We start from the raw sequence: 22,503 nt of genomic DNA on the forward strand, positions 1-22,503 counted from the left end.
CACAATCGGCACATCCACCGACGCACAAGGAAGCGCCATGAATCGCCCCGCCCTGTTGGCCTCACTGCTGGTCCCACTGGTGCTGGCGACCGGCTGCGCCCATCGCCTGGCTGCCGCGCCACCGCCGGTGCCCGGCTACATCGGCAACTACGAAGCCGTGCGTGCCGCGCAGGACGATCCAGCGCGCGGCATTTCCGGCACCTTCGCCATGAGCGTGCAGGCCGTCGGCAGCGACGATGGCCGCATCTACCTCAACAGCGAACGCGACTACCGGCACCCGCTGAACATCACTCTCAGCATGGATGCCGCGCTGCGCCCCGCACTGGAAGAAGCGCTGGGCCTGAAGCTGGACTACCTGCAGAACCGCCGCCTGCTGGTGGGCGGCACCGCGCGCCGGGTCCGCATCGACTTCATCAATGCCAGCGGCCAGCCCAGCGGCAAGTACTACTACCAGACGCAGATCAGCGTCAGCGATCCACGACAGGTGCGTTTCTCACCGTGAGTACGCCTGGCAGCGCACCGCGGGCGCTTGATTTCGACGCCGCCGACGGCAGCATCGGCCTGGGTGAGCTGCCGCTGAGGATCGGGCCGACGCTCACGCTGGCACAGGCATGCGCGGGTTTTGCCGCGCTGCTGCAGCACAGCCGCGACCTCGGCAACGGCTACCAGTGGCTGCACCTGCACGCCCTTCAGCTGCAGGGCGTGCCGGCGGCAGTCGCCCTGTGCTTCCACGGGCAGGCGCTGTCGATGCTGTCCATCGGCGTGCAGCTGCCCGGCGCGCCGATGGAAGACGGCTGGCCCACCCAGGCCGCCATCGATGCCGAAGTCGCGTTCATGCGCCGCGCCTTGGCCAAAGCACTGGGACGCCCGCTCAACGCCGGTCGCGCCCGTTTCGACTGGGGCGAGGCCTGGGCGGTGTTCGACCCGAAGGGCTTCATGGCCAGCAGTGGGTTGTCCTACCGCTAGTGCACCGCCCTGCCCGGCCGAATCGCCTTGGCAGGCTCAATCAAGCTTCACCACCCGCTTGCCGAAGCTGCGCCCCTGCAGCGGGCGGAAGCCCGCATCCCCCGCCCACCGGCGGCCTGCATTCCGCCGCGCACGCAGGATCAAGCACTTGCGCGCGCGCAGACGGCAATGTGAAGGTTTTTTGCCAAAACGCTTGCCGAATGCGGTCTACCTCCGTAACATGCGCGTCCTCGGCAGCGACCTCGCTGCAACGAAACAAGTGGCCGAGTAGCTCAGTTGGTAGAGCAGGGGATTGAAAATCCCCGTGTCGGCGGTTCGATTCCGTCCTCGGCCACCACTTTCGAAGGCCTGCAGAAATGCAGGTCTTTTTTTTCCAGATACAGGGCCGAGTAGCTCAGTTGGTAGAGCAGGGGATTGAAAATCCCCGTGTCGGCGGTTCGATTCCGTCCTCGGCCACCATGTATGAAGACCTGCAGAAATGCAGGTCTTTTTTTTTGCCCGCGCGCGGTTGACGAAACATTTACACCGCCGTGCATCGCGCCGCCTACGCTCGGGGTTCCCTGCCGGAGCCCGCCGATGCACCTGCGCCCTGCCCTGCTTGCCTGCCTGTTGCTTATTACTACGCCCGCTGCCCTTGCGGCCGAACCGGTGCGCGCGGTCGATGCGCTGGATATCGATCGCTATGCCGGCCAGTGGCACGAAATCGCCCACCTGCCGGTGTCGTTCCAGAAGAAGTGCGTGGCCGACATCACCGCCACCTACGGCCTGCGCCAGGATGGCCGCATCAGCGTGCGCAACCGCTGCCGCACCGGCGAAGGCGACTACCTGCAGGCCGATGGCGTTGCACGCCCGGTGGCCGGCCAGCCCGGGCAGCTGGAAGTGCGTTTCGCTCCGGACTGGTTGAGCTGGGTGCCGCTGGTCTGGGCCGATTACTGGGTGATCGCCCTGGACCCGGACTACCAGTGGGCCGTGGTCGGTGAACCGGACCGCAAGTACCTGTGGATCCTGTCGCGCGAACCGCGCATGGACCGCGCCCTGTTCGAGCAGTTGAAGGCGCGGGCCGAGCAGATGGGCTACGACCTGGCGCCGCTGCGGATGATGGCGCCCCTGGTTGAGACCGCATCGCCCTGAGCGTGGCGGTGACCGCAGCGCGCCATCTTCACGCGCTACCCTTGTGAAGGTCGCCAGCGGCGATCCATTCAACCATACGCCGTAGTATGCTTACTCCACGCACTGCTCCCAGAGGACCTGCGCCCATGCTCCACCGCTTCCGTATCGCCTTGATCATCCTGTGCACCCTGGCCCTGGCTGCTTGCAGCGATGGCATCGTCAAGCGTGTTTCGGAACCGGCGGCCAGCCTGCAGCAGTTGACCGTGCGCGCCGACGGCGGCTGGACCGTGGCCCTGCGCCTGCAGAACTTCAGCTCCATGCCCATGACCTTCGATGACGTGGCCCTGGCACTGACCGTCGGCGACACCGAGGCGGGCACCCTGCAGGCCCGCCCGGCCATTTCCATCGGCGGGGTGTCGGCCGATGTGGTCACCCTTGAATTCACCCCCAGCGCGGCCGCGCGCCTGGTGGTGGCCGACGCGCTGGCCGGCAACCGCACCCTGGCCTATGGCCTGAAGGGCACGGTCGCGGCCACGCCCGAAGACAAGAAGCAGCGCAGTTTCGATATTTCCGGCCGCAGCACCCTGAACCAGGCGCCCGGCCTGCCCGGCGTGCTGCGCTGAATCCTTTCCTGCCGCGGCGCCCGTCGCCGCTCCCCGTTCCCTGATCGAGACGTACCCGATGAGCAGCTATACCGCACCGCTTTCCGACCTCCGTTTCGCCCTGCACGACGTGCTCAAGGTGGAACCGCTGTTCGCCCGCCTGGGCTTCACCGACGCCACCGCCGACGTGGTCGATGCGGTGCTGGAAGAAGCCGGCCGTTTCAGTGCCAGCGTGCTGGCGCCGCTGAACAGCGTGGGCGATGAGATCGGCTGCGTGCTCGACCAGGCCAGCGGCGAAGTGACCACCCCGCCCGGCTTCAAGCAGGCTTATGACCAGTTCGTGGACGGCGGCTGGACCGGCCTGACCGCTTCGCCGGAACTGGGCGGCCAGGGCCTGCCGCACACCCTGGGCGTGCCGCTGAATGAAATGATCAACGCCGCCAACCTGGCCTGGGGCAACTTCCCGCTGCTCTCCCACGGCGCCATCGAAGCGCTGAAGCAGCACGGCGAAGCGTGGCAGCACGACGCCTTCCTGAAGCCGCTGATCGAAGGCCGCTGGACCGGCACCATGTGCCTGACCGAACCGCACTGCGGCACCGACCTGGGCCTGCTGAAGACCAAGGCCGAGCCGAACGACGACGGCAGCTACGCGATCACCGGCACCAAGATCTTCATCACCGCCGGCGAACATGACTTGACCGAAAATATCGTGCATCTGGTGCTGGCCAAGCTGCCCGACGCACCGGCCGGCGCCAAGGGCATCTCGCTGTTCGTCACCCCCAAGTTCAAGGTCGACCGCGACGGCAATGTCGGCGAGCGCAACGCACTGCGCTGCGGCTCGATCGAGCACAAGATGGGCATCAAGGGTTCGGTCACCTGCGTGATGAACTTCGATGGTGCACAGGGCTATCTGGTGGGCCAGCCGCACAAGGGCCTGCAGGCCATGTTCACCATGATGAACACTGCGCGCCTGGGCGTTGGCCTGCAGGGCATCGGCCTGTCCGAGCGCGCCTACCAGAACGCGCTGAAGTACAGCCGCGAGCGCCTGCAGTCGCGCGCCCTGAGCGGGGCGAAGTTCCCGGAAAAGGCCGCCGATCCGATCCTGGTGCACCCGGACGTGCGGCGCATGCTGCTGACCATCAAGTCGCTGGTGGAAGGCAGCCGCCTGCTGGCCCTGCATGCCGCCACCCTGATCGACGTGGCACACAGCGCCGACGATGCCGCCGAGCGCGAGCGCGCTGACACCCTGGTCAGCTTCCTCACCCCCATCTCGAAGGCCTGCCAGACCGAATGGGGCATCGAGAACACCTACAACGCGCTGCAGTGCTTCGGTGGCCACGGCTACATCCGCGAACACGGCATGGAGCAGCTGGCGCGCGACGCCCGCATCACCACGCTGTATGAGGGCACCACCGGCATCCAGGCGCTGGACCTGATCGGCCGCAAGACCGCCTCCAGCCAGGGCGCCGGCCTGAAGCTGATGCTGGCCGAGATCGAAGCCTTCGCCAAGGAATACGAAGGCAACGAGGCCCTGGCCGAGTTCATCGGCCCGCTGCGCGCCAAGGCCGCCGAATGGGGCAAGCTGACGATGGACGTACTGCAGCGCGCGGCCGGCAACCCGGACGAACTGGGCGCGGCCAGCTACGACTACCTGTTCTATTCCGGCTACGTGGTGCTGGCCTACTGGTGGGCACGCAGCGTGGCCGCCGCCGATGCCAGCGCACAGGGCGCCGCCTTCGCCCAGGGCAAGCGCGAAACCGCGCGCTTCTACTTCGCCCGCGTGCTGCCGCGCACCCTCAGCCACGCCGCCGCCATCCAGGCCGGCGCCGCCCCGCTGATGGCCATGGACGACGAACGCTTCGGCGCCTGAGCCGGAGCCCCGGGGTCGGATCCCATTCCCTACGGGAATGGGCTCTGACCCCGACCGCGCCCCGCGGCGATTGGAACGGGGGTCAGAGCCTTTTCCTGCGGAAAAGGATCCGACCCCCACCCGGCAGCCCCCGACCCTCTGTCTGGAGGAAAGCCCCCCTTTGTTAAGGGGGGCGCGCCAACGGCGCGGGGGATAGGAGGAATGCGCGGACCTGGATGTTGACAATTTGTGTAACGCCCAACGGGCGATACCCAAATTGCAATGATTCAGGTATAAGCTGTTTTCCCGATGGAGACAGACACTACACGCTTGGGTCTGATCGATACCGGAGCCTCGTTTTCTGCTCCGGGCGCCGAAGCATCGCCCAACGCAGCTACCCTGCACCGCCCCGGAACGGTCCGGCTGCTGTCCCTGGACGCCCACGGCCGTGTACTGGACTGGATCACCTGGCAGGACGCAGCCTGTCTCTACGCCCGCGACGCCGTGGCCTGGACCCTGGGCGATCCCTGCCTGCATATCCACGGTGGCACCAACCGGCTCAGCGGCACGCAGAGCGGCATGGACCTGCACCCGATCATCGCCGCACGTGGCCACGCCCGTTCGCGCGCCATCGACCCCACGCCGAACCTGACCAACCCGGCCCTGTTCGCCCGCGATGCACACCTGTGCCTGTACTGCGGCCAGCAGTTCAACCGTCCCACGCTTACCCGCGACCACGTCATTCCGCTGTCCAAGGGCGGTCTGGACTGCTGGGAAAACGTAGTCACCGCCTGCTTCCACTGCAATTCGCGCAAGAGCGACCGCACCCCGCAGCAGGCCGGCATGCCCTTGCTGGCAGTACCGTACCGGCCCAGCTGGATCGAGCACCTGATCCTGTCCAACCGCAACATCCTGGCCGACCAGATGGCCTTCCTGAAGGCACAGTTGCCCAAGCGTTCCAAGCTCAGCACCTGAACACCGCCACCGGCAGCCGTCACTGTCCTGTCACGGATAGCGGCGTTTGCTTGCCCCACCCCCGATTGAGGGCGAAAATGGCCGTTCAGAACAAGTGCGAACACGATGATCGACTCTGCCCGCTATCCCCGCCTCGCGCGCATCCGCACCCCGGATGACCTGCGCACGTTCGACGAATCCGAGATGCGCGCGGTCGCCGATGAACTGCGCGCCTACCTGATCGAATCGGTGGGCAAGAGCGGTGGCCACTTCGCCGCCGGCCTGGGCGTGATCGAACTCACCGTGGCGCTGCATTACTTGTACAAGACCCCGCACGACCAGCTGGTCTGGGACGTGGGCCACCAGACCTACCCGCACAAGATCCTCACCGGCCGCCGCGACGAGATCCACACCGTCAAGCAGAAGGACGGCGTCGCGCCGTTCCCCAAGCGCGAGGAAAGCGAGTACGACACCTTCGGGGTCGGCCATTCGTCCACCTCCATTTCTGCGGCGCTGGGCATGGCCATCGCGCGCCAGGCCGCCGGCGATGAACGCCAGGTGGTGGCGGTGATCGGCGATGGCGCCATGACCGCCGGCATGGCCTTCGAAGCGCTGATGCACGCCGGTGGCATGGACCCCGAACCGAACCTGCTGGTGATCCTCAACGACAACAACATGTCGATTTCCGAGGCTGTCGGCGGGCTGACCAAGATGCTCGGCCGCGCCACCGGCAGCCGCACGCTGAACGCACTGCGCGAAGGCGGCAAGAAGATCCTGGGCGACAAGAAGAACAATCCCGCGCGCTTCGTCAAGCGCTGGGAAGAACACTGGAAGGGCATGTTCGTGCCCTCCACGATGTTCGAGGAAATGGGCTTCCACTACACCGGCCCGATCGACGGCCACGACATGCCGGCCCTGCTGTCCACGCTGAAGACGCTGCGCGCCTCCAAGGGGCCGAAGCTGCTGCACGTGATGACCACCAAGGGCAAGGGCTACGAGCCCGCCGAAGGCGACCAGATCGGCTATCACGCCGTGGGGCCGTTCGATCCGGACAAGGGCCTGGTGGCCAAGGCCGGCGCCAAGAAGCCGACCTACACCGATGTGTTCAGCGACTGGCTGTGCGATGCCGCCGCCGCCGAACCGCGCCTGTACGGCATCACCCCGGCCATGCGCGAGGGCTCGGGCCTGGTGCGCTTCAGCAAGGAATACCCGCAGCGCTACTTCGACGTGGCCATCGCCGAGCAGCACGCGGTCACCCTGGCCGCCGGCATGGCCACCCAGGGCGGCAAGCCGGTCGTGGCGATCTATTCCACGTTCCTGCAGCGCGCCTACGACCAGCTGGTGCACGACGTGGCCATCCAGGACCTGGACGTGCTGTTCGCCATCGACCGCGCCGGCGTGGTCGGCCCGGACGGTGCCACCCATGCCGGCAACCTGGACCTGAGCTTCCTGCGCTGCGTGCCGAACATGGTGGTGATGGCACCGTCTGACGAGGCCGAATGCCGGCAGATGCTCAGCACCGGCCTGCAGCACCCGGGCCCGGCCGCGGTGCGCTACCCGCGTGGCAGCGGCACCGGCGTTGCCGCCGGCACCGATCTGTCCACCTTGCCGATCGGCAAGGGCGAGCTGCGCGTGCAGGGCAGCCGCATCGCGCTGCTCGCCTTCGGCAGCACGGTTCCGGCCGCCGAGCAGGTGGGCCGCGAACTGGGCCTGAGCGTGGTCAACATGCGCTTCATCAAGCCGCTGGACCGCGAGCTGGTGCTGGCCATGGCCGCCCAGCACGACGGCCTGGTGACGATTGAGGACAACGTGGTGGCCGGCGGCGCCGGCTCGGCCGTGGGCGAGCTGCTGAATGCAGAAGACGTGCTGCGCCCGATCCTGCACCTGGGCCTGCCCGATGCCTTCCAGCACCATGCCAGCCGCGAAGACCTGCTGGCCGAGGCCGGGATCGACGCGGCCGGCATTCGCGCGGCGGTGCTCAAGCGCTGGCCGCAGTTGGCCAATGGCGCGGCGCCGTTGAGCGCGGCCAGCTGAGTAGATCCACGCCATGCGTGGATAAGGGGTAGGATTCCTTTCCGCAGGAAAGGGCTCTGACCCCAACCTCGACGCCCCGGTAGACCCACGCCATGCGTGGATGGCCGCCCTCAGCCGTAGCTGATCGCCTCGACAAATGCGCCGCTGGCTTCCACGCGCACGGCGGCGCGCTGGCCGGTGTCGGTGAAATGCAGGCGGGCCAGGGTTTCGGCGAAATCAAAGGCGCGTACGCCATCACGGAACCCGATCGGTTCGGGCCTGTCCGGGTGCAGCACGCGCCACTGGCGCTGCTCGCATTGCAGTCGGATCAACATGCGTTGCTCACTCCTTGGAACAGCGTATGAAACCGCGACGGAGGCGGGCCCTTCCTGGGCCGGGCAGCGACGCGGACCGGGGCGTCCATGACGCCCCGGTTGCCGACAATACGATGAAAAAACTGTGATCGCTATCAGATTTTTCTGATTCGCTCGCGATCCGGCACGCGCGTCAGTTCACCTGGAACTGCGCCCGGCAGCCATCGCTCACCCAGACCCCGCGACGGTCCCAGCCCCAGCTGCGGCCTTCAATGCAGGCGCTGCGCGATTCCTGCCGCACCAGGCGCACGCCGCGGCGCACCCGCGCATCGCAGTACTGCTGGCGATGATCGTTGGAATGGCAGGCAATCACCTGGCCGCCGCCGTTACCACCGCCCCAGCCATGGCCGCCGCCCCATCCACCGCGGGATTCACCGACGAACTCGGCACGGCAGCCGCGGGTCACCCACACGCCCGACCGCGACTGGCCCCAGGTATCACCTTCCACGCAGGGCGAGCCGGACAGCTGGCGGATCAAGCGCGCCCGCCCGTCCAGACGGCATTCGTTGCTGCGGCCCTTCACCGACTCGCAGCGCACGATGCCACTGCTGCCGCGATCGTCGTAACGCTCGTCGTAGCCATAGCGCTGGGCCTGCGCCGTGCCGGCCAGCGCCAGCAGGGGCAGCAGAGCGCCCAGCGTCCAACCACGCAGTTCCTTGCCCATCCACCTTTCTCCACCTGAATACGATGGAGCCAAGCATCGGGGATTCGGCCCGGCGCGCACAGAGGGGGAAACGGCAGCGGTTCTTGATGCGTTCAAACAACCGAACGCGACCTGACCGCCCGCTGGCCCGCTCAGTGCCCGAAGCGCAGGGCGTCGACCGCGCTGCCCAGCGCGGCCACCCGCACCGTGCTGCTCTGGCCGGTCCGGTGGTGGTGCTCGCTGGCGTGGGCGGCGGCCGTGTCGAAGGCGACTGCGCCGCTGTCGAAGGCCTGCACTTCCTGCGAGCGGGGATCGATGAACGACCAGCGCTGGGCGTGGCATTGGACGGTGATGACCATCTCGAGCTCCTGCAGTTGGAAAATCCAGGTCGGGGAACCCCGACCGGTGCTATGGGGGATACGGTAGCCAGCGGTTCCGGGGACGCCTATCAGATTTGTCCGAAAAATCCGTACGCAAAGCGCGGGATGGCGGCCCCGTCACATCCCTGAGGACGTTTAGTGAAGAAAATTCGTGACCCTTGTCACGAAGTCGCAGTCGTTTCACACTATCCTCACCAACGGGGGCCCCTTCCACATGCGCACCTTGCTTTCCACCCAGCGTTCCACGCTGCTGAAGTTCTATTTCGTTGCCTGCTACGTCGTGCTGATTGAAGAACTGCTGCGCGCTTCGTTGACATAAGCGCTTGCCGATTGGCTTGAAAGCGCCTGAAAATGACGCTTTCAAGCCTAGGGCCATCACCATGCGTCTCGCCTTGCTGATCCCAGCGCTGTGCGCGCTGCTGGTGGCCTGTGCGCCGCCATCGACCACCCCGGCCGAAAACACCGCCGCGCCGCCGGCACCCGCGCGGGTAGGTGGCGATCGCGACGAGCACGGCTGCATCGGCTCGGCCGGCTACCAGTGGTGCGCGCGCAGCCAGCGCTGCGAACGCCCGTGGGAACTGGCCCAGGCACAGGGTCTGGCCAACACGGCCGAGGCCATCGATGCCTGGTGTGCCGCGCCGCCGCGCCCGGCCCGCCCCTGACAGCAGCCCCCACGAGATTCCCGATGACCGAATTGTCCCCCCTGCCCGCCTTGGCCCCGGGCCGCTACCGCCACTTCAAGGGCGGCCTGTACCAGGTCGTGGATATCGTGCGCAGCAGCGAAACCCTGGAACCGATGGTGCTGTACCGCGCGCTGTACGGCGAAGGCGGACTGTGGGTGCGGCCCTACCCGATGTTCGTCGAGCAGGTGCCCGGCGCCGACGGCCCGCAGCCGCGCTTCGCCCGCATCGGCGACTGATCGCCGCGACCTCACGCGCTGCGCACGGGCGCGCCGCGCATGCTGCAGGCGACTTCCTGCCGGATCGCCCTGCCCATGCGCCGCCTGCTGATTCCGTGCCTGTGGCTGCTGGCCACGCCGGCACTGGCCGACGAACTGCCGGCCTTTGATCGTCCCGGCCTGGGCTTCGGCACCGATACGGTGCCGCGCGGCGCGCTGGCACTGGAAGTCGGCCTGCCCACCTGGCAACGCGACCGCGACCGCGACGGCGTGCGCACCCGCTCGCTGGCGGGCGACGTACTGTTGCGCACCGGGCTTTCAGAGCACCTGGAACTGCAGGTGTCGACCACCCCATGGCAGCACCAGAGCGTACGCAGCGCAGACCTGCCGGCGCAGCGCCAGCACGGCAGCGGCGATACCCAGCTTGCGCTGAAGTGGGCCGGCCCAGGCAGCACCGAGCGCACCGCGTGGGCGCTGCTGGCCAGTGCCGTGGTGGCACGTGGCGATGCCGATTTCAGCGAAGGGCGCCAGTACGCGCTCGCGCTCAGCGTGGAACAGGCGCTGGGCGAACGCTGGACCGCCGCGCTGTATGCCAGCCACCAGCGCGGCGACGGCGAGCGCAGCACCACCTGGTCGCCCAGCCTGTCGCTGGCGGCCACTGACCGCCTGAGTCTGTTTGTCGAAGCCGGCCTGACCCACAGCCCGGGCGCACCGGACCAGCGCGTGGCCGGTGCGGGGATCACCTGGATGCTGCGCCCGCGCGTGCAGCTGGACGCCTCCTTCGACGCCGGCCTGGATGCCGACAGCCCGGATCTGCAGGTGGGCACCGGTCTGGCGGTCTACTTCGACTGACCCGCACGGCGGTGCGGCGATGCCGCGCGGTATCATGCATACCGTCCAGTCGGTTTCTTCCGTATGTCCGCCCCTTCTCCCCGTATCCGCCGCAACGCGCCGGACAGCGTGCGCCAGGCGCTGCTGCTGTGCACCGCCCGCCTGATCGCCCAGCACGGCTTGGCTGCGCTGACCGTGCAGGACGTGGCCGATGCCGCCGGTGTCAGCAAGGGCGCGCTGTTCCACCACTTCGCCAACAAGCAGGCCTTGATCGACGCTGCCCTGGCCGCACTCACCGACGACTTCGAAGTGCACGTACGTTTCCTGCTCGAGCAGGATGACATCGCCTATGGCCGCTTCAGCCGCGCCTATGTGCGCGCCTGCTTCGACCACCTGCTGCAGCAGGAACAGGCCAACGATATCGGCCTGAGCCTGGCCCATCTGCTTGAACCGGCCCTGTTGGCGCACTGGCGTGGATGGATGCGGCGCCTGTTGGCCGAATTCCCCGCCGAGGCGTGCGACGCACGTCTGTACGCCGCACGCTGCGTGGCCGATGGCTACTGGGCCACGGCTTACGGGCAACCGCTCGGCGAGGAAGAGCGCCGCAGTGCCCTGGCCATGGCGCAGGAAGCACTGAAGCTGTGCCGCTCGCCGTCGGACACCCTGCCGGCGGCAGCCTAGGCGACCTTCTTGGCCACCTTCATGCCCAGCACGAACAGGATCACGGCGATGATGATGCCGGCCCAGAACAGGAACTTGGCGATCCCCACGGCCGCACCGGCGATGCCGCCGAAGCCCAGCACGCCGGCAATCAGGCCGATGATGGCGAAAATGATGGCCCACTTGATCATGTCAAACCTTTCCCCTGCGGGGCGTTCATTGGTGTGATCAGGCTAGGCAAACGCCGATGCCAGGTACGTGAACAGGCCGCACCTGCAGCGTGAAATCGCCGCGGCTCAGCGCGGCCGGAAGCGCAGCAGGGCCACGGCGAACGCCAGGAACACGGTGCCCACCAGGCGTTCGAACCAGCGCTGCGCGAACGGCCTGGCCAGCCAGCGGCGCAGGCCATGGCCACCGGCGGCGTACATCACATACCAAAACAGTTCGCAGCCAGCGAAGGTGGCCACCAGCACCGCGTACTGCATGCCCTGCGCACGTGCCGGATCGATGAACTGCGGCAGGAATGCTGCGGCGAACAGCAGCAGCTTGGGATTGCTCAGGCCCACCAGCAGGCCGCCGCGGAACACCGCCGCGTGGCCGTGCACCAGCGCCGGCAGCGGCGCGTCGCCAGTGCTTTCGGCACTCACCTGCAGGCTGTCACGCCAGGCCTTGATGCCCAGCCAGGCCAGGTAGGCCACGCCCAGGTAACGCAGTACGTCGAACACCAGCGGCGATGAGCGCAGTACCGCACTCAGGCCTGCTGCCGACGCGGCCAGCACCAGCAGCATGGCCAACAGGCAACCGGCCATGGCCGGCACGCTGCGGCGGAAGCCCAGCCCGACACTGCGGCCGAGGATGTGCAGCATGTTCGGACCGGGTGTGCCACACAGCACGAATACGGTGGCCAGGAACCACCACCAGGTTTGCAGTGCCATTGCTGTTCTCGACGCGGGAAGCCCACCAGCTTAAGGGTTGGCGCCGCGCGGCAGTACGTACAGCCCGGGGCGTGATCGACGGTTACAGAAGGCAGCCGGCAGGCGAGGGCCGGTCTGTGCTGCAATGCGGCTTCCAGCACGGAGACACGCATGAAGACCTTGGGCCTGATTGGCGGCATGAGCTGGGAAAGCTCGGCGCAGTACTACCGCCTCATCAACGAGGATGTCCGCCAGCGGCTGGGCGGCGCGCACTCGGCGCAGCTGCTGCTGTGGTCGGTGGATTTTGCCCACATCAAACAGCTGCAGCACGACGGCGACTGGGACGCGCTGGGCGCGGAGATGATCGACGCCGCCCGCCGGCTGCAGGCAGGTGGGGCCGACCTGCTGGTGGTCTGCACCAACACCATGCACAAGCTGGCCCCACAACTGGAAGCGGCCTGCCCGCTGCCGCTGCTGCATATCGCCGATCCGACCGCCAACGCCATCCTACGCGCCGACCTGCGCACGGTCGGCCTGCTCGGCACCGCCTTCACCATGGAAGAAGACTTCTACCGCAAGCGGCTGAGCGAGCGCTTCGGGTTGCAGGTGCTGGTGCCGGACGCCGACGACCGCCGCGACGTGCACGACATCATCTACCGCGAGCTGATTGCCGGCGTGGTGAGTGAAGCCTCGCGGCAGCGCTATGTGGACGTGATCGCACGCCTGGTGGCGCGCGGCGCAGAAGCCATCATCCTGGGATGCACCGAGATCATGCTGCTGGTACGGGAACAGGACAGCCCGGTACCGCTGTTCGATACCACCACCCTGCACGCCCGTGCCGCGGTGGACGCCGCGCTGGCCGACGCTTTGTAGCGTCGAGCGAGCTCGACGCTACGGCGCCTGGATTTCCAGCGCCGTTTCCAGCCAGTCCATCACGGCGGGCGAATCGCACAGGAAGAACAGCGCATCGCCGCTGCGCGCTTCGGTCAACAACCGGTACACGCTGATGGCCACGCCGGACTGGCTGGCAATGAACACTTCGCCACTGCGCGGGCCCTCCACCTGCCGTGACAGGTGCTGCAGGGCCCGGCGCGCGGCCACGGTGTCGGCTGGCTCTGCCTCGCGGCTCAGCTCGACGCCGCGCAGGCCCCAGGACACGAACACGCGTTTGCCCTTGAACGTGGTGTCCAGGACCTGCACGCCGGCCGTGCCTTCGCCGGCCGAGCGATGAATGACGATACTGCTGATCAACGCAACCCCCTGTGGTCGTCGTGGTCCGCACACCGCCTGCACGCCACTACGCCGCAACCCGGGGCTGGAAGCTCCAGCCCGCTGGCGCGGCGAAGAACGCGAAGGAATACCGATGCGATCGGATGTGCGGATGATGATACGGGAAGTACCCGAGCGTATGGGTCTGCACGCTGAACGGCAGGCGGTTACGCGCGTTGGCCTGTCCGCTCGGCCAGGCACGCGCCCACGCGCGTTTCCAGCAGCGCCATCAATGCCGGCTCCATGCAGGCGTAATCGTCAGGAATGTCCAGGCAGTGCAGCGGCGTGTGCAGCAGCAGACGCGCGAACTGCGCGTGCAGGCGATGCTGGTGCTTGGCTTCCATCACGAAGATCACATCGGCCCAGCGCAGATCCTGCACGCTGATGGGCCGCCGTGCATGCGGGCTGGTGCCGGCCGAGCGCGCGTTGAAGCCCGGCCGCCGTCGCCAGATGGCTTCGGCGGTGGGGCTGCGCAACTGGTTGCGGCTGCAGACGAAGAGCAGGTTGATCATGGCTGCTCCAGCTGCTGGCGCACGCTCTGGATGGGATAGACGAAGCCCAGTTGCCGTGCACGCGCAAGCTTTGCGCTGCGCAGGTACATCAGCTTCCAGTTCTTTTCGGGCTTGATCAGCGCCACGCGCGTTGCGCGATCGCCGCCATGCAGGCGCGCCGTGGCACGACGCCAGGCGCGGTTTCGGGGGTGGTACATGCAGTGTTCTCGTAAGGACCGGGGTCAGCAGCCGCGGTGATACGAGTGGCGCGCAGCATACACCGGCGCAACAAAAAAGCCCACGCTGTGATGCGCGGGCTTTTCGGTTCATTGCAGTAATGGTCGGGACGGCCGGATTCGAACCGACGACCCTCTGCCCCCCAGGCATCGTTACTGACCAGCGCATCCCGCTGATCCGTAAGGACTTTCGGCCTGGCAGCCACTACCCAAAACTGACGATTTGGGTTGAACGGAATCAATCACTTACGCTCGGATAGGGTGTAGCCAGCCTGACCAAAAAAATCACGCAAGCCCCTGCTTCTACTCTATTGCCGATGCAAGGTGGCATGCAGCGCCCCCTCCATCTGCAGTAGCGTGAGCACCCAGCGCTGACTGCGGACGGTGCCGTTCACTTGACCTCCCCGACCCTTACTCACCGGGTGGAAACGGATTTGCAATCCTACGCATATCCTTGCTTTTCAGTGACTTAGATTGCATTGGCACCCGATCAGCCACCCGATGGGAAAGCAGTTCACCTTCGCGAAGGTTCCTAGCCTGTCCGCTAGTTAGTATTTGTACTAACATCCGCGGCGTCGCGGCGGGTGAGACCCGCCAATCTCAGAGTACGCGCCATGCAGTCCCTTCCCTACCCCAACACCCTTGCCCTGGCTCTCGGTCCGGCGATGATCGACGGCCCCGTGCAGTTCGTGCCAATGGCCGCAGTACGCGCGCGGCTGGGCTTCCCGTCGCCGGCCGACGACTTCATGGATGAAGCGATCGATCTGCACCGCCTGCTGGTGCGCAACCCGGCCGCCACGTTCTTGTACCGGGCCGATGGCTGGTCCATGAGCGGCGTCGGCATCAGTGATGGGGACATCCTGGTGGTGGACCGTTCAGTCACGCCGCTGGCCGGTGATCTGGTTATTGCCATCTGGGATGGCAACCAGCCCACCTGCAAGGTGCTGCAGCTGTTCGAGAGTCACATGGAGCTGCATTCGGCCAACCCAGACTTCCCGCCCATCGTCCTGGAACAGCCCACCGAGGTCGAGGTATTCGCCGTTGTGGGCGTGGTCCGCCAGATGAAGCGCCGAGGCCCCTATGTTCGGGCTCGTTGACGGGAACAACTTCTACGCCAGTTGCGAGCGCGTGTTTCAGCCGACGCTGCGCGGCGTGCCGCTCGTAGTGCTGAGCAACAACGATGGCTGCGCAATCGCGCGCTCGGCCGAAGCCAAGGCCCTGGGCATCAAGATGGGCCAGCCGGCCCATGAGCTAAAGCACCTGGTGCGTCGCCATGGCCTGCAGATGCGTTCGGCCAACTTCGGCCTTTACGGCGACATGAGCGCCCGCGTAGTGACCATCCTGCGAGAAGCCGCGCCCCGGGTGGAGGTCTACAGCATCGATGAAAGCTTCATCGATCTAGAGGGCGTGCGAGACCGCGAGCGGTTCGCCCGGGATCTGCGGCAGCGCGTGCACAGATGGACCGGCATACCCAATTGCATCGGCATCGGGCCGACGAAGACGCTGGCTAAGCTGGCCAACAAGGTGGCCAAGAGCGCCAACGGCGTGATCGACCTCGGGGATGCGGCCTACAGGGCCTCGGTGCTGCGGACCTTCCCCATTGGTGATCTGTGGGGCGTTGGCCGCCGATTGGCACCACGACTGGAAGCCATGGGCATCAGCACCGCGGCCGCTCTGCGTGACTCGCCGGCGGACGACATCTTGGCCACCTTCGGGGTGACGCTCGCGCGCACCCAGCGCGAGCTGCAGGGGCACCCCTGCATGGAGCTGGAAGAGGTGGAGCCCGACCGGCAGCAGATCATGGTGAGCCGGTCCTTTGCGGATCGGGTGGAAGACCATGACGCGGTTGCTCAAGCAATCGCTACTTTCGCCGTCATGGCCTGCGAGAAGCTACGCGCCCGCGGCCTTGTCACCGCGGGGGTATGGGTGTTCGCGCATTCCGACACGTTCCGTCCGGAGCTGCGGCAGCACAACGCCACCCGGTCTGTAAGCCTACCGGCCTCGACCGCTGACACGATGGTGGTGCTGGGTGTCGTCCGCCGGCTGCTGCGCGGCCTGCTGCGGGAGGGCATCGGGTACAAGAAGGCGGGTGTGGCGCTGCTCGACCTAGCCCGGCCGGAAGAGCTGCAGGCGGATCTGTTCGGACCTGCGGTGGTCGGCAACGAACGGTTGATGGGCACCATGGACCGGATCAACCAGAAGTTTGGGCGGGGCACTGCGGGACTAGGTGCGTCAGGCTGGCAGGCTCGGCCTGCCTGGGGCATGCGGCAGCACATGCTCTCGCCCAACTACACGACGTCGATTAGTGCAATCCCACCGGCCCGCTGTTGATTTGAGGCAGCCATGCTCCGAGACGCATTTGACCCGCCCCCGGGCATGCACCCAGAGGCGTGGTCGTCAGCCGGTGAAGCTGGACACCATTTAGTGATGAACGGCACTGCGGGATATTTTGTCCCAATCGTACTGCTTTAAACGTACCCATGCCTTCTTTATATGCTCAGGCTTCATCAGCTCTGCCTTACGTGCATTCCAGCCATGGACCAAACGAACAGCCGCATCGGCGGAATCAATTGCCGTCGCATCGTGCATCATAACCCAATGGACAGAGCCTAAAAGCTCGAGCCCGTACGGATCTTCATAACCATCTATCAATACGGCCACGCGCTCCATATTTGCCTGAGTAGCGAAGTGATCCGCAAGGTACTCCAATGCTTGATCTTCTGCGTCACCCAAAAAAGCAATCGGCTTAGTCGGGTTGTCCTGGCCGTCGCCATAACCACTGAGATAGTGGCCTTCGATTCGATTTAGGACATGCCGGAGATTCGGCGAATAGGGACCGAATTTCCCTTGATCGTACCGAAGTTTCAAGGGCTCTCCAGCTTCCTGCAAGAAGTACATCAACTTATGAACTTCTAGCAGGCTGATGATCGGGTCAAGCATCGCGCTTTTGTACTTAGACATAAGCGCAACAACTGCAGCAGCCCCGGGTGTCAGCTTCGGCTTTGCAGTCCGATTCGGCATTTCAGCCGCGTCCGGTGCCCCTGTAGGGGCATACAGCTCAACACGCAGCGATTCGAGCGGACTTAGAACCTCACGAATCATTGGTTCGACATCGGACCAAAGCAAGCCACCGTGCCCGCAACCAAGAGGCGGGATTGCAATAGACTGGATTCCCAGCTTTTGCACGATCTCGGCAAGGGCTACCAGCCCGGATCGAATGTCCTTCAACTTACTCTTGGACTTCCAATGGCCCTTCGTTGGGAAGTTGATTACCCACTTCGGACCGCCTCCCAAGGAGCCCAATTCGACAACATGCATCTTGCCGATCTCTACAAGACCTGCTTTGCAGTCAACTCGATAGTCCTCGTACACACGCGGATAGGCGCGCTTAAATTGCAGCGCAATACCTTTACCCATAACACCTTCGGTGTTAACGGTATTAACTAATGCATCAACATCTGCCTTTAACAGATTACCGTGCGCTATATTGATCATCAGTAGTACCACTCGCGTTTTACAATGACTTGGGGACGGTGAGAAGCTGAGACACTGTCAAGTGTCGCCTCCACCTGCGCAGCCACATTGGCGTCGTAACAACCGATGTGACTGATCGCCGACCATGGTACGAAGTCCTTTACCAAAAATTCCGCACATTTCTGGTGTTGCTGGCCTGACCAATATGTGGCATTGATCGCATTCCAGTTCAGCTGATCCAATGCTGCCACATCGCTGAAGAAGGAAGTGTGCGAAGCACTGGCGTTGCCATCGCTAATCGCCCATTGCCTGCCAATCGCGATCAGCGCATCTGTGTTTGTAACGAGGTGCACAATCGTGTTCTGGCACCCGGCAGGCCTGCCCACGTTACCATTGTTGACCGTGTACAGCATGACGGATCGGTAACAGTAGTAGAAGGGAACGAACTCGCCAACGAAGGGTCGATCAGCGAAACAATCAACTTGCGCGACCGTCAACCGGCGTTCCTTGATGTGAGAATAGCCGATAACGGTGACTGATGCGCCCTGCATCCGGGCGTCGGATAGCAGACCGCCAGTGCTCAAGATGGACGGTAGGTTGCTTACGTCCGTGATGTGGTACGCCGGCCTAGCTGCCATCTCCTAGCTCCATGCTCTCTTAAGAGTCATATCTTAACAAAAGCCATCAGTGGTGGATTTCGATGCGAGGGGTACACCTGTTCAGTCTCTGGGACCCGATTCCCTGCCCGTCCCGCGCTCAGACGCCGTGATCAACCGGCCTCGACGGCGACAGTTCCCAGCTGGTGCCGACGCGGCGCGGCTCATACGCCCCCAGGTTGAGCTGCCGTAGGCCCCGGGTCCGGCAGGGCCAGAGTGCGCCGGCCTGCCGCCGGCCGCCATCGGGCAACCGCGCGACACCGGGTCGGCATGCCCCTACACGCGCCGGGCACGGTCGGCAGGGCTACCCTCCGGCCATGTGCGGAAGATTCGTCCAGCTCCCCGTCGTCGACTATGGCCAGCCCGGCATGGCTGACCTCGCCCCCGGCTTGGCCAGCATCGAACCGAGCTACAACCTGGCCCCGACCCAGCGGGCCTCGATCATCCTCGACCGCGGCGAAGGCCGGCAGGTCACCCGGCTGGCCTGGGGCCTGCTGCCATTCTGGGCCAAGGCCAAGGGCCTTCAGGGTAAGACCATCAACGCCCGAATCGAGACAGTGGCCACCAAACCGGCCTTCCGCACTGCGTTTAAGAAGCGCCGGTGTTTGATCCCCATGGCCGGGTACTACGAGTGGTCGGAGAGCCCGGAGGACGGGAAGAAGGATCCTTGGTTCATCCACGCATCCGGGACACTGCTGGCGGCCGGCCTATGGGAGGACACCAGCCCGCTACTGCCGGAGGGAAACCTGGGAACCTTCACGATCATCACTGGCGACAGCAGCGGCGTGTCGGCCGACATCCACGACCGCATGCCGGTATGGCTTCAGGTCGGCCAGATCGATGACTGGATCGCAGCCAGCGCAGACGACGCCATGGCGATGCTGCTTGCGAGCGAGACGCCCGCCATGGAGGCGTACCGCGTCAGCCGTGCGGTCAACACCCCTCGCAACAACACCGAGGGGCTGCTGGAACCTGTCGCCTAAGCCTTAAAGCAGGGCCGCCTGCCTATCGTCCCAGCTCTTGATGATCAGCTCACCGAACTTACGCCCCCGGCCCTGCCCGCCACCAATGGTGTAGTCGAGCTGCAGCGGCACCAGATCGAAGCCGCCGAACACCTCCCGGATCTGCGGGTGGTCGTTGATCGACACGACGATCCGGCCAGCAGCACTGCGCATCAGCTCTGCCATCGTCTCGTACTCGCTGAATGGGAAGTCCACCCCGTAGCCCTCAGTTTCCCAATAGGGCGGGTCCAGATAGAACAGCGTGCCGGGCCGGTCATAGCGCCGCACGCAGTCCTGCCACGGCAGGCACTCGATGATGGTGTTGGCCAGGCGCAGATGCACCGCGCTGAGCTCTTCCTCGATCCGCAGCAGGTTGAGCCGCGGACCTCCCGTGGTCACCACGCCGAACGTCTGCCCCTGCACCTTCCCACCGAAGGCCAGCTTCTGCAGGTAGTAGAAACGGGCAGCCCGCTGGATATCGGTCAGGGTCTCAGGACGCTCCATCTGCGCCCACTCGAACATCTGCCGCGACACCAGCGACCAGCGGAACATGCGCACGAATTCGTCCAGATGGTGCCTGACGCAGCGATACAGCCCGACCAGCTCGCCATTGATGTCGTTGAGTACTTCTGTCGACGCCGGGTATGGGCGCATGAGCAGGGAGGCGGCGCCGCCGGCGAATGCCTCCACATAGCAATCGTGCTCTGGGAAGTGGGGATAGAGGTGCTTCAGGAGCCGGCGCTTGCCGCCCGGCCAGGAAATGATAGGTTTGGTCATGAGATCTCAGGTTTTGCGATGGGTGGGGTCGACAATCCCTGTCGCTCTCGAGGGCGACAGGGACGCGGCCAATGCCAGGTGCTGAGATCACCTGTGTTGCGGCACTGCCCGGGTGCTTGCCGGCGCCCGGGCAGTGCCCTGTTTCGTTAGACAGTCAGTTCGTACAACGGGAGGTTGGGCGCGGCCTCGACCAGCCGACCGCCGCGAACCCATGCGTTGTAGGGAATCGCCTGCGACAGCTGACCGAAAGCCCGCATCTGCACGCCGTCATAGGTGGTAAGGGTGCAGGTGCCATCACTGTTGTGCGCGGTGACAGTAGCCAGCAGCCGCGGGCTCCCGCCGACCAGGTCCCCGAATTGGTCCCACAGGTCAGTCCGCATCGGTGTAGTGCCTCTCCAGGGTGGCGGTTTGTTCGATCACAACGGCCTGCGCTTCGACCGCGACCTCGATTCGCAGGGATTCGCACTGTGCGTGCCAGGTGCCGTCCTCGCTCACCACCTCGACCAGATCCAGCGGGAGCAGTAGCCCGACTTCACCGGCCTTGAGCGGCTGCGCGAACAGCGGCACCGTCAGGTCGACGGCAGCCTGCTCGCCGCGATCGCACAGAATGTTCCGGCCCCGCTCCGCGCCGGCAGCCGGCACAGTGATCAGTGGGTTGCTTACCTGCTGGGCGTAGAGCCGCCCTTCCTCACCGGCCTTGCGGACCCTGCAGGTGGCGCCCTTGCCGGCCAGCTCGCCCGTCACCACGACGGCGTCGTACAGCGGCGCGCTGCGCATCTGCAGGCTTTCCGTAAGCACGATATCCTCCTGCAGCACGTGGTCCGGCTGGGAGGTGCGCCAGTCCCACGGACTGATCGGGTACGCCGCGCGCACGCTCAGCGCCAAGGTGGCAGGGTCGGATTGCACCACGCCGCCGCTGGCTTCGGCCAAGGCGCTGATCGCGTCCAGCGGCGTGTTGGCGTCGTAGAACCACGCTCCGCCCGGCACCAGCCAGTCGACGGTGTCGTACTGGCTGACAAATCCCGTGTCGGCCAGCTCCTCAGCCACCAATTGCGCCATGCTGCGCTCTTGTGTAGTGGCCTTGACTCTGGCCGGCGCATACGGCGCGGCGAGCAGCGCGGTGCGGGAGCGGCCACTCAGGCGCACCCCACCTCCGTTGAACTCCCTCTGCTTCTGAAAGCTCTCGATGATGCCCGTCCACAGGTAGCCATTGAGGTTGATTTCGAACTGCCGAGGCCCTGCTGCGGTTGGCTTAAGGAGTTCCAACTGCCTCGGGTCGGCCAGCTCGATATCGAAGGTCCAACCCCACGCGCTGCGGCTGGAACTGAGCGATAGCCTGGCCACTTCAATAGGGGTTCGGTCCGGCAGCCGGACGAAGGAAACGGCGTTGATCACGACATAGGTCCTGCGTTGGGGGCGCACCACGTAGCACGCGGACACGCCAAGATTCAGGGGCGCGAGCCCAGAAGCACCTGTAACCGGGCAGCCAAGATTCAGACCAACCTGGCCGCCCGAAGGGAAAGGATTCTCCGGGTCGGGATCAGGCCCGGGACCGGGAGCCGGGCGTGTGCCCCACGCCGGCCTGCCCGCGGATCCCCAAGGCAACCTTGCATGACCCCTGGTCGCCGAAGGGCTGCGCCACGCAAGCCCGATCATTGCGCCCTCCCTCCCCTTCCACCCGAGCCAAGAAAGCAGTCGTGAAGATCGAGTCGTACCGAGCGCCCTCCACTGAAGTGACGTAACACATCTGGCTGACTGCAGAAGCCCGTTCCAAATGGCCACGTAAGTGGGCGCCAGCAGTCCCTGCTGCCCCCACCGCAACTCGGACGAATACTCCACAGCGCAAATTGCGGCCCTCCATCCGCTCGAGATCTCCCTCCTGGCAATGCCGGCAGCACCCCAAGAGATCGGCGCTGTGTATGCCTGGCGCTTCCCCACCCCCCAACCGGAATAGGCCTCGACCGCCAGCGTCTCGCTACTTCCCCACGCCAACTGGCTAACCAACCTGCGGCAGTCCGATTGCCTCCATGCCAGCTGAGCTTGTTGACGAATGCCCCGGATCACCGGCTCAACTGGCTGGTCGTCCCACTCGACGCCAAGATTCAATGGCAGATATGCGCCAGACCCAGCGTGAAGAGGCCCCAGGTTCAGTGAAGCAAAATCACCCGGCACAGCCATCAAGGCACCATGGGAGCAGGACGCACCCAGTCTTGGATTGCAGCATTGACCCGACCCGCCTCATCCAAGCCAAGAACGACGTACTCAACATCGGCAATTCGCTCAACTCGCCACGTGCCATCAGGCTTACTACGCACGTCGGCGACAAGTGCCATCGTCCGCCGCTCCAACACGCGCACTCTAACCACTGATGGCTGGTTGAGTACCCGGGCTCGACCGTCCGGACT

The 22,503-nt window shown here is 65.4% G+C and carries 28 protein-coding genes and 2 tRNA genes; 17 read left to right on the top strand and 13 right to left on the bottom strand.

The window, feature by feature from the left end; genetic code table 11:
- The first annotated feature begins 37 nt into the window (after positions 1 to 37).
- The 9 genes from C1931_RS13390 to dxs all read left to right on the top strand — a co-directional run bounded on the left by C1931_RS13390 (position 38) and on the right by dxs (position 7,515).
- Positions 38 to 502, top strand: coding sequence for a hypothetical protein (locus C1931_RS13390; protein WP_108756708.1), 465 nt, complete (start codon positions 38 to 40; stop codon positions 500 to 502).
- Positions 499 to 966 carry a hypothetical protein gene (locus C1931_RS13395; protein ID WP_108756709.1) on the top strand — a complete coding sequence of 156 codons (468 nt, stop codon included), beginning with the start codon at positions 499 to 501 and terminating at the stop codon, positions 964 to 966. The genes C1931_RS13390 and C1931_RS13395 overlap by 4 nt, the downstream gene beginning before the upstream one ends.
- A 261-nt stretch (positions 967 to 1,227) precedes the next feature.
- A tRNA-Phe gene (locus C1931_RS13400) sits at positions 1,228 to 1,303 on the top strand.
- Positions 1,304 to 1,349: 46 nt separating this feature from the next.
- Positions 1,350 to 1,425: transfer RNA gene (locus C1931_RS13405), tRNA-Phe, on the top strand.
- 117 nt (positions 1,426 to 1,542) lie between these two features.
- Positions 1,543 to 2,097: a lipocalin family protein gene (locus C1931_RS13410; RefSeq protein WP_108756710.1), complete on the top strand. Its 555-nt coding sequence runs from the start codon at positions 1,543 to 1,545 to the stop codon at positions 2,095 to 2,097.
- A 125-nt stretch (positions 2,098 to 2,222) separates the two neighbouring features.
- Entirely contained in the window at positions 2,223 to 2,699 is a 477-nt protein-coding gene (locus tag C1931_RS13415) for an LEA type 2 family protein (RefSeq protein ID WP_108756711.1), read from the top strand.
- Positions 2,700 to 2,757: 58 nt separating this feature from the next.
- On the top strand, positions 2,758 to 4,548 hold the full coding sequence (locus C1931_RS13420) for an acyl-CoA dehydrogenase C-terminal domain-containing protein (RefSeq protein ID WP_108756712.1): 1,791 nt from the start codon (positions 2,758 to 2,760) through the stop codon (positions 4,546 to 4,548).
- A 288-nt stretch (positions 4,549 to 4,836) separates the two neighbouring features.
- Positions 4,837 to 5,502, top strand: a complete 666-nt coding sequence (locus C1931_RS13425; RefSeq protein ID WP_108756713.1) for an HNH endonuclease — start codon at positions 4,837 to 4,839, stop codon at positions 5,500 to 5,502.
- A gap of 105 nt (positions 5,503 to 5,607) precedes the next feature.
- Positions 5,608 to 7,515, top strand: a complete 1,908-nt coding sequence (gene dxs / locus C1931_RS13430) for a 1-deoxy-D-xylulose-5-phosphate synthase (RefSeq protein ID WP_108756714.1) — start codon at positions 5,608 to 5,610, stop codon at positions 7,513 to 7,515.
- Positions 7,516 to 7,625: 110 nt separating this feature from the next.
- Here the strand turns inward: dxs and C1931_RS13435 are convergent, their stop codons facing one another.
- The 3 genes from C1931_RS13435 to C1931_RS13445 all read right to left on the bottom strand — a co-directional run bounded on the left by C1931_RS13435 (position 7,626) and on the right by C1931_RS13445 (position 8,870).
- Positions 7,626 to 7,829: a hypothetical protein gene (locus C1931_RS13435; RefSeq protein WP_108750183.1), complete on the bottom strand. Its 204-nt coding sequence runs from the start codon at positions 7,827 to 7,829 to the stop codon at positions 7,626 to 7,628.
- A gap of 172 nt (positions 7,830 to 8,001) precedes the next feature.
- A complete protein-coding gene (locus C1931_RS13440) occupies positions 8,002 to 8,532 on the bottom strand; it encodes a DUF3011 domain-containing protein (protein ID WP_108756715.1) in 531 nt (176 codons plus the stop codon).
- Positions 8,533 to 8,663: 131 nt separating this feature from the next.
- On the bottom strand, positions 8,664 to 8,870 hold the full coding sequence (locus C1931_RS13445; protein WP_108756716.1) for a hypothetical protein: 207 nt from the start codon (positions 8,868 to 8,870) through the stop codon (positions 8,664 to 8,666).
- Between the two features lie 401 nt (positions 8,871 to 9,271).
- On the opposite strand from C1931_RS13445, the gene C1931_RS13450 reads away from it, so the two are divergent.
- The 4 genes from C1931_RS13450 to C1931_RS13465 all read left to right on the top strand — a co-directional run bounded on the left by C1931_RS13450 (position 9,272) and on the right by C1931_RS13465 (position 11,301).
- Positions 9,272 to 9,553, top strand: coding sequence for a hypothetical protein (locus C1931_RS13450; protein WP_108756717.1), 282 nt, complete (start codon positions 9,272 to 9,274; stop codon positions 9,551 to 9,553).
- A 23-nt stretch (positions 9,554 to 9,576) separates the two neighbouring features.
- Positions 9,577 to 9,810 (top strand): DUF1653 domain-containing protein, encoded by a 234-nt coding sequence (locus C1931_RS13455; RefSeq protein WP_108756718.1) that lies wholly within the window; start codon positions 9,577 to 9,579, stop codon positions 9,808 to 9,810.
- A gap of 75 nt (positions 9,811 to 9,885) precedes the next feature.
- Positions 9,886 to 10,641, top strand: coding sequence for a transporter (locus tag C1931_RS13460; RefSeq protein WP_108756719.1), 756 nt, complete (start codon positions 9,886 to 9,888; stop codon positions 10,639 to 10,641).
- A gap of 63 nt (positions 10,642 to 10,704) precedes the next feature.
- Positions 10,705 to 11,301, top strand: coding sequence for a TetR/AcrR family transcriptional regulator (locus C1931_RS13465; protein WP_108756720.1), 597 nt, complete (start codon positions 10,705 to 10,707; stop codon positions 11,299 to 11,301).
- Here the strand turns inward: C1931_RS13465 and C1931_RS13470 are convergent.
- Complete coding sequence (locus C1931_RS13470) at positions 11,298 to 11,471, bottom strand: DUF1328 domain-containing protein (protein WP_108750190.1); 174 nt, start codon at positions 11,469 to 11,471, stop codon at positions 11,298 to 11,300. The two genes, C1931_RS13465 and C1931_RS13470, sit on opposite strands and share 4 nt — an antisense overlap.
- 105 nt (positions 11,472 to 11,576) lie before the next feature.
- Positions 11,577 to 12,215 (bottom strand): LysE family translocator, encoded by a 639-nt coding sequence (locus tag C1931_RS13475; protein ID WP_108756721.1) that lies wholly within the window; start codon positions 12,213 to 12,215, stop codon positions 11,577 to 11,579.
- 150 nt (positions 12,216 to 12,365) lie between these two features.
- On the opposite strand from C1931_RS13475, the gene C1931_RS13480 reads away from it, so the two are divergent.
- On the top strand, positions 12,366 to 13,067 hold the full coding sequence (locus tag C1931_RS13480) for an aspartate/glutamate racemase family protein (RefSeq protein ID WP_108756722.1): 702 nt from the start codon (positions 12,366 to 12,368) through the stop codon (positions 13,065 to 13,067).
- An 18-nt stretch (positions 13,068 to 13,085) separates the two neighbouring features.
- On the opposite strand, the gene C1931_RS13485 is transcribed toward C1931_RS13480, so the two are convergent.
- From C1931_RS13485 to C1931_RS13495, 3 genes are all read right to left on the bottom strand, one after another.
- Positions 13,086 to 13,445, bottom strand: coding sequence for a hypothetical protein (locus C1931_RS13485; RefSeq protein ID WP_199913884.1), 360 nt, complete (start codon positions 13,443 to 13,445; stop codon positions 13,086 to 13,088).
- Between the two features lie 185 nt (positions 13,446 to 13,630).
- A complete protein-coding gene (locus C1931_RS13490) occupies positions 13,631 to 13,975 on the bottom strand; it encodes a phosphotyrosine protein phosphatase (protein WP_108756723.1) in 345 nt (114 codons plus the stop codon).
- A complete protein-coding gene (locus tag C1931_RS13495) occupies positions 13,972 to 14,172 on the bottom strand; it encodes a hypothetical protein (protein ID WP_108756724.1) in 201 nt (66 codons plus the stop codon). Before C1931_RS13495 ends, C1931_RS13490 begins: the two co-directional genes overlap by 4 nt.
- A gap of 632 nt (positions 14,173 to 14,804) precedes the next feature.
- Here C1931_RS13495 and umuD point away from each other — a divergent pair.
- Both umuD and C1931_RS13510 read left to right on the top strand, forming a co-directional pair.
- The gene (gene umuD, locus C1931_RS13505) at positions 14,805 to 15,287 is read left to right on the top strand and encodes a translesion error-prone DNA polymerase V autoproteolytic subunit (protein WP_108756725.1); all 483 of its coding nucleotides are present in this window, start codon (positions 14,805 to 14,807) and stop codon (positions 15,285 to 15,287) included.
- Complete coding sequence (locus C1931_RS13510; protein ID WP_108756726.1) at positions 15,271 to 16,521, top strand: Y-family DNA polymerase; 1,251 nt, start codon at positions 15,271 to 15,273, stop codon at positions 16,519 to 16,521. Before umuD ends, C1931_RS13510 begins: the two co-directional genes overlap by 17 nt.
- 90 nt (positions 16,522 to 16,611) lie before the next feature.
- Here the strand turns inward: C1931_RS13510 and C1931_RS13515 are convergent, their stop codons facing one another.
- Positions 16,612 to 17,685, bottom strand: coding sequence for a macro domain-containing protein (locus tag C1931_RS13515; RefSeq protein WP_108756727.1), 1,074 nt, complete (start codon positions 17,683 to 17,685; stop codon positions 16,612 to 16,614).
- Entirely contained in the window at positions 17,685 to 18,302 is a 618-nt protein-coding gene (locus tag C1931_RS13520; protein ID WP_108756728.1) for a DUF4433 domain-containing protein, read from the bottom strand. The genes C1931_RS13515 and C1931_RS13520 overlap by 1 nt, the downstream gene beginning before the upstream one ends.
- 335 nt (positions 18,303 to 18,637) lie before the next feature.
- Between C1931_RS13520 and C1931_RS13525 the strand changes: the two genes are divergently transcribed.
- Positions 18,638 to 19,303, top strand: a complete 666-nt coding sequence (locus C1931_RS13525; RefSeq protein WP_108756729.1) for an SOS response-associated peptidase — start codon at positions 18,638 to 18,640, stop codon at positions 19,301 to 19,303.
- A gap of 3 nt (positions 19,304 to 19,306) precedes the next feature.
- Here C1931_RS13525 and C1931_RS13530 read toward each other — a convergent pair whose 3' ends face one another.
- The 3 genes from C1931_RS13530 to C1931_RS20550 form a co-directional block, all read right to left on the bottom strand.
- Positions 19,307 to 20,098, bottom strand: a complete 792-nt coding sequence (locus tag C1931_RS13530; RefSeq protein ID WP_108756730.1) for a DNA adenine methylase — start codon at positions 20,096 to 20,098, stop codon at positions 19,307 to 19,309.
- Between the two features lie 146 nt (positions 20,099 to 20,244).
- Complete coding sequence (locus C1931_RS13535) at positions 20,245 to 20,478, bottom strand: hypothetical protein (RefSeq protein ID WP_108756731.1); 234 nt, start codon at positions 20,476 to 20,478, stop codon at positions 20,245 to 20,247.
- Positions 20,468 to 21,493: a hypothetical protein gene (locus tag C1931_RS20550; protein ID WP_234412820.1), complete on the bottom strand. Its 1,026-nt coding sequence runs from the start codon at positions 21,491 to 21,493 to the stop codon at positions 20,468 to 20,470. Before C1931_RS20550 ends, C1931_RS13535 begins: the two co-directional genes overlap by 11 nt.
- Between the last annotated feature and the right edge of the window lie 1,010 nt (positions 21,494 to 22,503).

Origin of the sequence: Stenotrophomonas sp. YAU14A_MKIMI4_1, assembly GCF_003086855.1 — a bacterium.
Taxonomy (GTDB): Bacteria; Pseudomonadota; Gammaproteobacteria; order Xanthomonadales; family Xanthomonadaceae; genus Stenotrophomonas.